The organism is Streptomyces sp. NPDC030798, assembly GCF_055572275.1.
Genome location: NZ_JBVIDR010000018.1, coordinates 136104 through 148300, shown reverse-complemented (window position 1 = coordinate 148300; position 12197 = coordinate 136104). Strand labels below are relative to the sequence as shown.

Annotated in this window: 10 protein-coding genes and 1 pseudogene; 5 read left to right on the top strand and 6 right to left on the bottom strand. The window is 70.9% G+C overall.

Going from position 1 to position 12197, the window contains the following annotated elements; translation table 11 throughout:
- Positions 1-64: 64 nt before the first annotated feature.
- The 4 genes from ACZ404_RS32890 to ACZ404_RS32875 form a co-directional block, all read right to left on the bottom strand.
- Complete coding sequence (locus ACZ404_RS32890) at positions 65-463, bottom strand: TOBE domain-containing protein (protein ID WP_468446331.1); 399 nt, start codon at positions 461-463, stop codon at positions 65-67.
- Between the two features lie 73 nt (positions 464-536).
- On the bottom strand, positions 537-2489 hold the full coding sequence (locus ACZ404_RS32885) for an APC family permease (protein WP_468446329.1): 1953 nt from the start codon (positions 2487-2489) through the stop codon (positions 537-539).
- Between the two features lie 340 nt (positions 2490-2829).
- On the bottom strand, positions 2830-3300 hold the full coding sequence (locus ACZ404_RS32880; RefSeq protein ID WP_468446327.1) for an ASCH domain-containing protein: 471 nt from the start codon (positions 3298-3300) through the stop codon (positions 2830-2832).
- Positions 3301-3882: 582 nt separating this feature from the next.
- Entirely contained in the window at positions 3883-4416 is a 534-nt protein-coding gene (locus tag ACZ404_RS32875) for a universal stress protein (protein WP_468446325.1), read from the bottom strand.
- A 200-nt stretch (positions 4417-4616) separates the two neighbouring features.
- On the opposite strand from ACZ404_RS32875, the pseudogene ACZ404_RS32870 reads away from it, so the two are divergent.
- The 5 genes and pseudogenes from ACZ404_RS32870 to ACZ404_RS32850 all read left to right on the top strand — a co-directional run bounded on the left by ACZ404_RS32870 (position 4617) and on the right by ACZ404_RS32850 (position 10506).
- A pseudogene (locus ACZ404_RS32870) lies at positions 4617-6093 on the top strand (glycoside hydrolase family 43 protein).
- A 173-nt stretch (positions 6094-6266) separates the two neighbouring features.
- Complete coding sequence (locus ACZ404_RS32865) at positions 6267-7562, top strand: extracellular solute-binding protein (RefSeq protein WP_468446323.1); 1296 nt, start codon at positions 6267-6269, stop codon at positions 7560-7562.
- A 6-nt stretch (positions 7563-7568) separates the two neighbouring features.
- Positions 7569-8567: a carbohydrate ABC transporter permease gene (locus tag ACZ404_RS32860; RefSeq protein ID WP_468446321.1), complete on the top strand. Its 999-nt coding sequence runs from the start codon at positions 7569-7571 to the stop codon at positions 8565-8567.
- A gap of 59 nt (positions 8568-8626) precedes the next feature.
- Entirely contained in the window at positions 8627-9391 is a 765-nt protein-coding gene (locus ACZ404_RS32855; RefSeq protein ID WP_468446371.1) for a carbohydrate ABC transporter permease, read from the top strand.
- A 71-nt stretch (positions 9392-9462) separates the two neighbouring features.
- On the top strand, positions 9463-10506 hold the full coding sequence (locus ACZ404_RS32850; RefSeq protein WP_468446319.1) for an endo-1,4-beta-xylanase: 1044 nt from the start codon (positions 9463-9465) through the stop codon (positions 10504-10506).
- Between the two features lie 116 nt (positions 10507-10622).
- Here ACZ404_RS32850 and ACZ404_RS32845 read toward each other — a convergent pair whose 3' ends face one another.
- The gene (locus ACZ404_RS32845) at positions 10623-10829 is read right to left on the bottom strand and encodes a DUF5999 family protein (protein ID WP_468446369.1); all 207 of its coding nucleotides are present in this window, start codon (positions 10827-10829) and stop codon (positions 10623-10625) included.
- Positions 10830-11179: 350 nt separating this feature from the next.
- The gene (locus ACZ404_RS32840; RefSeq protein ID WP_468446317.1) at positions 11180-11764 is read right to left on the bottom strand and encodes a hypothetical protein; all 585 of its coding nucleotides are present in this window, start codon (positions 11762-11764) and stop codon (positions 11180-11182) included.
- Positions 11765-12197: the final 433 nt, after the last annotated feature.

Genomic DNA, 12197 nt, shown 5'->3' with positions numbered 1-12197 from the left:
GCATGAGCAGCGCAGTGGTGATCTGAGGCTGGCATGTGCGTTCGTACGGCCAGAGGGTGGGGCGTCAGTGGCGGTCGATGTGCACGTTCGTGGACTTCACGCGCGCGGTGGCCTCCATGCCGACCTCCAGGCCCAGTTCCTCCACGGCCTCCCGGGTCAGCAGCGACACCAGCCGGTGCGGGCCCGCCTGGATCTCCACCTGGGCGGCCACGTCGCCCAGCTTGATGGCGGTGACGATGCCCGGGAAGGCGTTGCGGACCGAGGTGTGGGAGGGCGCCTCCTCCTCGCTGCCGCCCGCCCTGGCCAGTTCCACGGAGAACGCCGCCAGGTCCCTGCCGTCGATGAGCCGACGCCCGGCCTCGTCGCGATGGGTGGCGACCCGGCCGGCGTCGGCCCAGCGGCGGGCGGTGTCCGGGCTCACGCCGAGCAACCGCGCGGCCTGGCCGATGGTGTAGGACTGCATGCCGGTCACGATAGGGCCCCGGTGCGGGAACCGCCGGAACGAGGGGTACGGCCCTCGGCGGACCCGGTGCGGCTCAGCCCGTGTGCACGCGCGGGCGCCGTACCCGGTCCGGCTCCGCCTCGCGCAGCACCTCGCGGGTCACCGGGGCGACCTCGCCCTGCCCGAAGAGGAAGAAGCGCAGGAAGTTGGTGAACGGATTGCCCTCGGTCCACTCGAAGTAGATGTGCGGGGTGCAGCCCGTCATGTCCCGGACGTGCAGGAGCAGCGCGGCAAGGGCGTTGGGGATGGAGGAGGACTCCACGGTCAGGATGCGGTAGCGGTTGTGCAGGACCTCGCCGCGCACCGTCAGGCGCCCCTCGAACTCGGAGGGGTCGGTGACCGTGACCTCCACGAAGACGAAGTCGTCCTGCTCCGGCATGTCGTTGTCGGCGCGGATCTGCTCGATCTTGTCGCGGTACTCGGCCTTGTCGCGATGGCCGGGGTCGTTGGCGATGAACCGCATCTTGCGGCTGGCCATGTCCCTGACGAATCGTTCCGCCATCGGATCCATCGTCAGGCTCGTCACGCGCAGCTCGAAGGCGCGGGCCAGTCGGGACAGCAGCGAGACCAGGATGATGCCCGCGATGAAGCAGGCACCGATCTTCACACCGTCGGGGCGCTCGATGACGTTCACGACGGTCGTGTAGAGGAACACCGTGGAGATGGCCGCGAACGCGAGGGTCCAGCCGCGCTGCCCCGCCTTGCGCGCGGCGATGGTCACCGCGATCGCCGCCGAGCTGATCAGCACCAGCACACCGGTGGCGTAGGCCCCGCCCTGCTTGTCCACGTTGGCGTCGAAGATCCAGGTCACCAGGAAGGCGATCAGGGTGAAAACGATGACCATCGGGCGGACGGCCCGCGCCCAGTGCGGGGCCATGCCGTAGCGGGGCAGGTAGCGCGGCATCAGGTTGAGCAGGCCGGCCATGGCGGAGGCGCCGGCGAACCACAGGATGGCGATCGTCGAGATGTCGTAGACCGTGCCGAAGGCGCCGCCGAGGTAGTCGTGCGCGAGGTAGGCGAGCGCGCGGCCGTTGGCCTTTCCGCCGGTCTTGAACTCGTCCGCCGGGATCAGCAGCGTCGTGATGAAGCTGGTGGCGATCAGGAAGCCGCTCATGATCAGGGCGGCCGTGGTCAGCAGCCTCCTGGTGTCCCGGATCCGGCCGGCCGGCCGCTCCTGCGTGTCGCCCGCGTCGCCCTGCACGTGCGGCATGACGGCGACGCCGGTCTCGAAGCCGGACAGGCCGAGGGCGAGCTTCGGGAAGACGATCAGGGCCACGCCGACCATGACGAAGACGTTGCCGTGCTGTGCGGTCAGGGCGCTGGTCCAGTCGGTGACCACGTGCTCGGCGGTGAGGATGTGCCACAGGCCCACGAACACGACGACCAGGTTGAGCGCGAGGTAGACGCCGACCAGGGCGACGGCGACGCCGACGGCCTCGAGGAACCCCTTGAGGAACACCGCGCCGAGCAGCGCCACCAGGAACAGCGTGATGATCATCTGGTGGCCGTGCAGGGTGCTGGTCAGGTGCGGGTTCTCCACGAGGTGGGTGGAGGCGTCGGCGGCGGAGAGGGTGATGGTGATCAGGAAGTCGGTGGCCGCGAAGCCGAGCAGGGTGAGCACGAACAGCTTGCCCTGCCAGAAGGAGAGCAGGCGCTCGAGCATGGCGATGGAGCCCTCGCCGTGCGGGCTCTCCTCGGCCACACGCCGGTAGACCGGGAGGGCGCCGGCGAGGGTGACGATGACGAGGACGATGGTCGCCACCGGCGAGAGCAGGCCGGCGGCGAGGGCCGCGATGCCGGGCTGGTAGCCGAGGGTGGAGAAGTAGTCGACGCCGGTCAGGCACATCACGCGCCACCAGCGCTGCCCCTGGTGCGGGGACTCCGGCTCCGCGTGGGGTCCGGTGCGGCCGCCGTTCTTGCCCATGTCGGACAGACCCTCCAGCATCCAGGCGCGCAGGCGACTGGGAGGGTGCTCGGTCGTGGCCATCGGCCTGCTCCTGGTGTGTGGCTCAGCGGGTTCCGGCCATCACGCGGACGGCGGCACCAGCGTAAGCAGAGAGTGACGCCTGGGCCCATGGATCCTGGGCCTGGGGGCGTCAATCTTGCGTTAATAATGGCCCGGCAGGACGGGCCGACACATCAAGAAGCGGAGGCCCGGGGGGTGGCGGGTCGCTGTCCGGCCGTACGGTGAGAGGGGCGGCGGCGGACCGGGACGCGGACACCGAGCGTCATCTCGTACGACACCTCCATGCTGCCCCGGGGGCCGGCAATCCGCACCGGGACGTGCCCCTGAGAGCGGCCCTGGTGCTGGGCAGGAATCTCCTGAGTCACCCGTGCTCGGCACGCGCGGTGAGGCGAAGGTCTGCGACGAGGCGGAAGCGCTCCAGGACCGCGAGCGTCGTGTCGTCGACGGTGAAGCCGGGGTCGTCCAGGGCCGCGCGCATCTCGTCGCTGTGCCAGAACCGCTCGTGGCCTTCGCGCCACTCGGCCACACTCGTGTGCCCCTCTCCCTCGTCCACCGCGTGGGCGAGATCGACGTCCGCCAGTCGGACCACGCGCACACCGGTCACCTCGATGACCGCGACCGGACGCTCGTCCGAGTCGATGACCACCGAGCGGTCCCCGACTTCCGGCAGGGACGCGCCCTCGTGCTCGTAGTCGACGACGAGTCCTGTGGTGGAGGTCTTGGACCCCTCGAGGATCGCCGTGACCAGCCGGTCGCGCAGGGGGCCGGGGAAGGCGAACTCGGTCCTGGGCGGCGACTCGATGCCGGCGCGCGAGGGGGAGTGGGGCGTCATGCGATCACCGTAACGACTCTCCGGCTCTTCGGGACGGTCGAACCAACCGGCAGAGGGGCTTCCCCGCCCGCAGCTGCTAACCCAGGCCGGACGTCCGGAACACGTCCGACGCTGTGGCGCGGTCGATGCGTTCTGCCAGGCGGTGCAGGGTGCGGTGCTTCCCCACCTGCCCGACTCGGCAGTGACACACGTCGTCGGCCACAGGCCCCCATCGACCATCCCCACAGCGACGCGCCCCATTCGACACGTGCCCCCAGGGACACGCGCCCCCAGGGACACGCGCCCCAGGGACACGCGCCCCCAGGGACACGCGCCCCAGGGACACGTGCCCCCAGGGACACGTGCCCCCAGGGACACGCGCCCCCAGGGACACGCGCCCCAGGGACACGCGTCCAGCGACACGGCCCCCGGAACGCGCCCCCGCCCGACACGCATCGCCCCCGCCGGACACGCACCACCCGACACCCGCCCCGACCACCGCCGGCCCCGCCAGCGCGCGCCCCACCTGAACCGGGCCCGAAGCAGCACCGCAGGCCACGCCGACGCCCCGCCCCGCAGCCATCCGCGACGCCCCGGCGGCCCTCACAACCCCCGCGTGTCCATCGGCAGATGCCACGCGTTGCGTCGGTGCACCGCCACCAGGTCCGACTCCAGGGGGGAGGGGGGTATCGCGAGGAGCGGGCAGGTGGCGTGGGTGAGGCAGTGGCGGGGGACGCGGCCGGAGAAGGGGTGCTGGAGGCCTCGGCGGCCGGCGCCCACGACCAGGAGGTCGTTCTCTCGGTCGGCGGTCGCCACCAGGACCGGGCCCGGGGCGCCGCGCACGACGACGGGGTGCATCGGGACGCCCGGGCCCTCCACGTCGCCGAAGATCTCGTCGAGCACGGCGGCCAGCCGCTGCTTGGCCAGCCGTTGCCACTCCTCGACCAGCAGGCCGGCGGCGGGCGAGCGGCGCGCCGCGGAATCACCGCCGGGCGGCTCCCAGGCCAGCACCGGCCATAGCTCGGCTCCCAGCTGCCGGGCGAGCGCGGTGGCCCTGCGCAGGGCCGTGACGCTGCCCAGGGAGCCGCTCACACCGACCACCACCCGGGCGGTCGCCGAGGCGTCGTAACCGGACATGACTCCACCGTTCCTCACGGGTGCCCGCGAGCGTCCTCCTGCGGTCGGAGCCGCGAGCGGCCTCCCTCCCATCCCACTCCCGCTCGGGCCATTCGACCAGCCGGCGGGGCCCTCTTCCGCCGCGGCCGCCCTAGCGTCACCGTAGGCGTCAGTAAGATTCGGCGCCAGCTCCGAAAGTTTCGACAGCCTGTGAGGTGTGCATGCAGACGTACCAGAATCCCGTCATCCCCGGTTTCCATCCCGACCCGAGCGTGTGCCGGGTGGGCGACGACCACTACCTCGTGTGCTCCAGCTTCGAGTACTTCCCGGGGCTGCCGCTCTTCCACAGCCGGGACCTGGTGCGCTGGCGTCAGATCGGCAACGTCCTGGACCGGCCGGGGCAGTTGACCCTGCCGGACGACGTGCCGGCCTCCGGCGGGATCTACGCGCCGACGATCCGGCACCACGACGGGCTCTTCCATGTGATCACCACCTGTGTCGGCGCCGGAGGCACCTTCCTCGTCACCGCCGAGCAGCCCGAGGGGCCGTGGTCGGACCCGGTGTGGATCGACCTGCCCGGCATCGATCCCGACCTCGCCTGGGACGAGGACGGCCGGTGCTGGTGCGCCATGGCGGGGGTCACGGTCGCCCGGATCGACCCGCGGACCGGCGCGGTGCTGGAGGGGCCGCTGCCCCTGTGGTCCGGCACCGGTCTCAGGGACCCCGAGGCGCCCCACCTGTACCGGATCGGCGACTGGTGGTACCTGCTGATCGCCGAGGGCGGCACCGCACTCGGCCACGGCGTCTCGGCCGCCCGCGCCCGCTCCCCGCGCGGCCCCTGGGAGCCGGCGCCCGGCAACCCGGTGCTGTCCCACCGCGGCACCGGCCTGCCCGTCCAGTGCACCGGCCACGGCGACCTGGTCCAGGCGGCCGACGGCACCTGGTGGATGGTGCTGCTCGGCACCCGGCCGCGCGGCTACTTCCCGGAGTTCCACGTCCTCGGCCGGGAGACGTTCCTGGTGCCGGTGGAGTGGGCCGACGGCTGGCCCCGGACGGGTCCGGTGCGCGAGCGGCACCCGGCGCCCACCGCTTGGGCTCCCCGTCAACCCCCGTCCCCGCGCGACGACTTCGCCGGTCCCGCCCTCGCGCCGCACTGGATCTCCCCGCGGCGCCGGCCCGACGGCTGCTGGTCCCTGGCCGAGCGGCCGGGCCACCTCACGCTCGTGGCCACGGGCGACAGCCTCGACCGCCCCGGGCACACCTTCGTCGGCCGCCGGCAGCAGCACCACGACTGCCGCGCCGCCGCGCTCCTGGATCCCGGGCCGGGGGCCCGGGCCGGGCTGTCCGTCCGCCTGGACGAGGCCCAGCCACTACGACCTCGAAGTGGCCGGGGGAGTGGCCGCCGTGGTCGTACGGATCGGACCGGTGCGGCAGCGGATCGCCGAACGGCCGGTGCCCGCGGGCACGCTGACCCTGGCCGTCGAGATCCGGGCGAAGGGGCGGGCGGAGCCGTTGGACGGGCCCGACACCGTCGCCTTCTCGATCGAAACTTCCGAAGGCCCCGTTCGGCTGGCCGAACTGGACGGCCGTTACGTCTCCACTCAGGTGGCCGGCGGGTTCGCAGGTCGTGTGCTCGGCATGTACGTCACCGAGGGGCGCGCGGCGTTCGACTGGTTCGACTACGAGGCGGTCACCTGATGCACGACACCTTGACGCCCCTCACCCGCGTTTCTAGAGTCGCCGTTCGGAACGTTCGGGAAGTTGACCGAATGTTTCGATCCGCCGGTTGTTGAGATGACCGAACCGGACCCTCTCCGAAGCAACTCCGAGGCACCTCCCAGGCACCACCGAAAGTTTCGAAGGAGCGCATGATGGGCGACCCTGCACTGTCCCGCCGCGGCTTCCTGGCGGCCTCTGTCGCCGCCGGTCTCGGTGTGACCGCACTCAGCGGCTGCGGCGGCGACTCTGACGGGGGGTCGTCCTCGGGGACGACCACGATCGAGTGGTGGAACATCTCGACCACGCAGCCGACCAAGACCGTCTGGGCCGGCCTCGCCAAGAAGTTCGAGGCCCAGAACCCCAAGGTCAAGGTAAAGATCGTCCAGCTGGAGAACGACGCCTACAAGTCGAAGATGACCGCGCTGACCGCCTCCGGGAAGCTGCCGGACATCTTCCACACCTGGGGCGGCGGCGTGCTCAGGCAGCAGGTCGACGCGGGACTCGTGGAGGACCTCACCGACCGGACGAAGGGCTTTGCGGCCGGCCTGCTGCCGGTGGCGAAGCAGGCGTACCTCCTCGACGGCAAGACGTACGGCATCCCGTTCGACATCGGCATGATCGGCTTCTGGTACAACAAGTCGCTCTTCAAGAAGGCCGGGATCACCGCCCCGCCCACCACCTGGAGCGGCTTCCTCGACGCGGTGAAGAAGCTGAAGTCCGCCGGCGTCACCCCGCTCGCCCTGGCGGGCAAGGAGAAGTGGCCCGGCATGTACTACTGGGCCTACCTCGCGATGCGCACCGCCGGGGTCGACGCCCTGCAGAAGGCCAGCGACGCCAAGGACTTCACCGGCGCGGGGTTCGTCGAGGCCGGGCGGCACCTCAAGGAGCTGGTCGACCTCCAGCCCTTCCAGAAGGGGTTCCTCGGCGCCGCCTACTCCACCCCGACCGGCCAGGCCGCCACCGTCGGCAACGGCAAGGCGGCGATGGAGCTGATGGGCCAGTGGGCGCCGGTCGTGGAGGCCGACGCGGGCAAGGGCATCGGCTCCGACCTCGGCTTCTTCCCGTTCCCCGGGGTCGAGGGCGGCAAGGGCAGCATCACCGAGGTGTTCGGCGGGGGCGGCGGCCACGCCCTGCGCAAGGGCGCCCCGCAGGCGGCCGTCGACTTCCTGAAGTTCTTCGCCTCCGCGACCACCGACCGCGAACTGGTCAAGAGGACCGGGGTGATTCCGGTGGTCCCCGCTGCCGAGAGCGCCCTGACCGACCGCAACCTCAAGGCCGTGCAGGCGCAGTTGAAGGCCGCCACCGGCTTCCAGCTCTACCTCGACCAGGCCTACGCCCCCGCCGTCGGCCAGGAGATCAACGACAGCGTGGCCGCGCTGATCGCCGGCTCCAAGTCACCCGAGCAGGTCGCGCAGTCGATCACCAAGACCGCCAAGGAAGAGCAGTAGCCGGCGATGACCTCGACCTACCTTCCGGACAAGCGGAGCGGCCCCGCCGTCGACCGCCTGCCGCCGGCGGCCGGCGCGGCCCGCGGGCGGTCCCGGCGGCGCACCCTGAACTGGCTCACCGCGGTCGGATTCCAGCTGCCGGCGCTGGTGCTCTTCACCGGGCTGGTGCTGCTGCCGATGCTGTTCGCGCTGTACGCCGCCTTCTTCCGCTGGGGCGGCTTCGGCATGCCCTCCGACTACATCGGCACGGACAACTTCACCCGGCTCTTCCAGGACCCCGTCTTCCAGGGCGACCTGTGGCGCTGCCTGGTCCTGGTGCTGCTGTCGCTCGCCCTGCAGCTGCCGTTCGCGCTGGCCATGGCGGTGCTGCTGAACCAGCGGCTGCGCGGCCGGGCCGTGTACCGGATGCTGTTCTTCGCGCCGTACGTCCTGTCCGAGGCGATCACCGGCGTGCTGTTCAGCATGGTCTTCGCCCCGGACGACGGACTCGCCGACCATGTGCTGGGCGCCATCGGCCTGGACGGCGTGGGCGGCGAGTGGTTCGCCGACCCCTCCTACGTCATGGCGACGCTCTTCCTGGTCATGACCTGGAAGTACTTCGGCTTCCACATGATGCTCTACCTGGCCGGACTCCAGGCGGTCCCGGCCGAGTTGACGGAGGCGGCGCTGATCGACGGCGCCGGGCCCTGGCAGCGGTTCCGCAATGTGACCCTGCCGCTGCTCGCGCCCACCCTGCGCATCAGCGTCTTCCTGTCCGTGATCGGGTCGATCCAACTCTTCGACCTGGTCTGGGTGGTCACCCAGGGCGGCCCCGACCACCACTCCGAGACGATGGCCGTGACCATGTTCCAGTACGGCTTCAAGCGCTACCAGGTCGGCTACGCCAGCGCGATCAGCGTGGTCATGTTCGCCATCTGCCTCGTCTTCGCCCTCGCCTACCAGCGGTTCGTGCTCCGCCGCGACCTCGAAGGGGCCACCACGACCATGAGGGGAGCCGGCACGTGAACCGCAAGGCCGTACGCAGCCTTCCGCTGCACCTGGTCCTCCTCGTGGTCGGCGCGGTGATGGTCGTACCCCTGCTGTACGCCGTCCTGTCCGGGTTCAAGTCCACCGACGAGCTCTCCCGCAACCCGTTCGGACTGCCGGACCGGTGGAGAGCCGGCAACTACACCGACATCCTCGGCTCGGGCGACTTCTGGCGGCTGCTCGGCAACAGCACCGCGATCGCGGTGGCGACGACCGTGCTGGTGGTCGCCGTGTCCGCCCTCGCGGCCTTCTCCTTCGCCCGGTTCGCCTTCCGGGGGCGGGAGGCGCTGTTCACCTTCTTCACGATGGGGTTGATGTTCCCCTTCGCGGTGGCGGCCCTGCCGCTGTTCCTGCTCCTGCGCTCTCTGGGGCTGCTGGACAACCCGCTCGGCGTGATCCTCCCGCAGGCCGCCTTCGGGCTGCCGATGACGATCATCATCCTGCGCGGCTTCTTCCGGCAGATCCCCGGCGAGCTGGAGGAGGCGGCCACGCTCGACGGCTGCAGCGCCTTCGGATTCTTCTGGCGGGTGCTGCTGCCGATGGCGCGGCCGGCGCTCGGCACGGTCTCCGTGCTCGCCGTCGTCGCGAGCTGGAACAACTTCATGCTGCCGCTGCTGGTGTTCACCGACGCCACATGGTGGACGCTGCCGATCGGCGTGCAGCAGTTCCAGGGGCAGTACTCGGCGGAGTACGCCCGCGTCTTCGCCTACCTCGTGCTCGCGATGGTCCCCGCCCTCCTCCTCTACTCGGTCGCCGAGCGCCAGCTGGTCGGCGGCCTCACCGCCGGCGCCACCAAGGGCTGAGCCGCACCCGCTCCGCCGAGCGAAGAGCCGTACACCGCACCGCACCCCTTTCGAGAGACAGGAGTCGCACCATGCCCAAGACGCGCCTCGGACTCGCCGGCGCCCTCGCGGCCGTCCTCGTGGCGGCGGGCCTGGCCACCGGACCGGCCGCCCAGGCCCACGAACGGCAGCCCACCCTCGCCGGCCTCGCCGAGCGGCACGGCCGCTACTTCGGCAGCGCCACCGACAACCCCGAACTCACCGACAGCGCCTACACGAAGATCCTCGGCAGCGAGTTCGACATGATCACCCCCGGCAACGGCATGAAGTGGTACGCCACCGAGCCGCAGCAGGGCGTCTTCGACTGGACCGACGGCGACGAGATCGTCCGGCTGGCCCGCAAGAACCACCAGCGGGTCCGCGCCCACACCCTGGTCTGGCACAGTCAGCTGCCCGACTGGCTCACCTCGCGGCAGTGGACCGCGAGCGAGCTGCGGGCCGTACTGAAGAAGCACATCCTCACCGAGGTGCGGCACTACCGGGGCAAGGTCTACTCCTGGGACGTCGTCAACGAGGCCTTCAACGAGGACGGCAGTTACCGGGAGACGATCTGGTACAAGACGCTCGGCCCCGGTTACATCGCCGACGCGCTGCGCTGGGCGCACCAGGCCGACCCGCACGCCCGGCTGTACCTCAACGACTACAACATCGAGGCCGTCGGTCCGAAGAGCGACGCCTACTACCGACTGGCGAAGAACCTCAAGGCGCGGGGCGTCCCGCTCGACGGCATCGGCCTCCAGGCCCATCTGGCCCTGCAGTACGGCTATCCCGGCAGCCTGGAGGACAACCTGCGCCGGTTCTCCCGGCTGGGCCTCGACACCGCCCTCACCGAGGTCGACGTGCGGATGCAACTGCCCGCGACCGATGAGAAACTGGCCGAGCAGGCGACCTGGTACCGGGACCTGACCGAGGCCTGCCTGGCCGTGCGCCGCTGCGTGGGCGTGACGATCTGGGACTACACCGACAGGTACTCCTGGATACCGGCGTTCTTCCCGGGCGAGGGCGCGGCCCTGCCCTGGGACGAGCAGCTCGGCCCCAAGCCGGCCTACGCCGCGCTGCGGGAGGCGCTGCGGTAGCGTACGGCTACGGATCGTAGCCACCCCTGGACATGCGTCGGGGCCGGTGCGCACCGTGTGCGTGCGGCCGGCCCCTCAGGGCACCGGGCGGCGCGGCGGACCGCCCGGCGTGTGGTTCAGGCGGCGGTCATCACCTGGTCCGCACCGAGCGGGCGGTGCGGGGCGATGACGCTGCCGTCGGGCAGAAGCTCACCGGTGTCCTCGAAGAGCAGGACGCCGTTGCACAGCAGACTCCACCCCTGCTCCGGGTGGTGCGCCACGAGACGGGCGGACTCCCGGTCGGCGGACTCGGCTGGCGGACACGGTGGCTGGTGCTGGCACATGGAAGGGATCTCTCGCTCTGTTGTGGTCATGTTCGTCCCCCGTGGTGATAAGTCGGTCGGAACCCAGTGTTGCCCTCAGGGCGTCGTTCCGCAGGGATTTCGCAGCACCGCTTCTCACAGGTTCATGACGCGTCACCCGCGCGGACGGTTCACCCCAACTGCACTGTCACTTCGGATGGTTCTCCATGGCCGGATAGGGCTAGTCCGCGGCGGGGAGTTCGCCTTTGGGCTCGTAGGAGCGGGAAATTGCTCGTACGAGCGGGAGTGGGTGCGGGGTATTCCGTGGGAAAACGCGGTCGTACCCCGCTTCCCGTCGGGGAAGCGGGGTACGCGAGGTGCGTCGAGGCGGATCAGGCCGGGGAGCCGAGGAGTTTGACGGGAGTCGCGCGATGGGTCAGCACCGGGAGCAAATCGGCGACCCGGTACGGCCGGTGGGCCGAGATGCCGGGAGGCGCCGGGGCGAGCGGCACGAGCAGGTCGCTCGCGGCCGGATGGCCCTCGGCGGCGTCGGCGGCGGTGTCCCCGTGCAGCCACAGCGTGAGCATGTACAGACCGGGCACGGACAGCAGGCGCGGCTGGTACGGCTCCTGCAGCGACTCGGCCTGCTGCAGCGCCCGCTCCGTGGACGGGATGTAGGGGCCCTCGAAGAAGTGCGAGAAGGCCCAGCCGTCCGGGGTCAGCATGGTGTCGGCCGCGGCCACCGCGCGGTCGCCGCAGCGGATCAGGAAGCGCCAGCCGGCCAGCCGGGTCGCGGACAGGCCCTGCGGGGTGATCCGGTCCAGCACATGGACGGGGAGCGGGAGTTCGGCCGTGGCGGGTCCCTGGGCGGCACGCAGGGACGGAGTTCGGGCCTCGCGGACCGCGGTGGGGGAACCGAGGGCCGTGAGGACGGAGCGCAGGGCGGGCGCGGGGGCAGGGGGCACGTGCAGCGGCATGGTGGGTCGCCTCTCGTTCGACAGGCGCGGCGGCGCGAGGAGGATGGGGCGGACGGCGCTGTCTGCTCACGGGTGGCCTGAGAGATGGGGGCCCGGAGGTGAACGAGGGTGCGGCTGAGGCCTGCCGTCCGTCACCGTGACGGCAGGAACACGACAGGAACCGGGACCCCGGGCGCCAACCTCGGGTCTTCTCCGCGAGTTTATACGACACGTGTTCAGACCATGTTTCGGCTATCGCATTCCAGTTCGCCGAGCAAGGCGCAAATCGGCCGAAGAATTGTGCGTATCATCCCGATTTCGGGTCCGGGGCGGCGTCGCTGACCTCGGAATACGCCGCCACCGCGGTCGGCCGAATGTCGTCGGCGTTTTTCACGAGGGCATCGGGGCACCCGGAGATGCACGTTGCCGCATGCCCCGTGAATGTGCCGCGGGG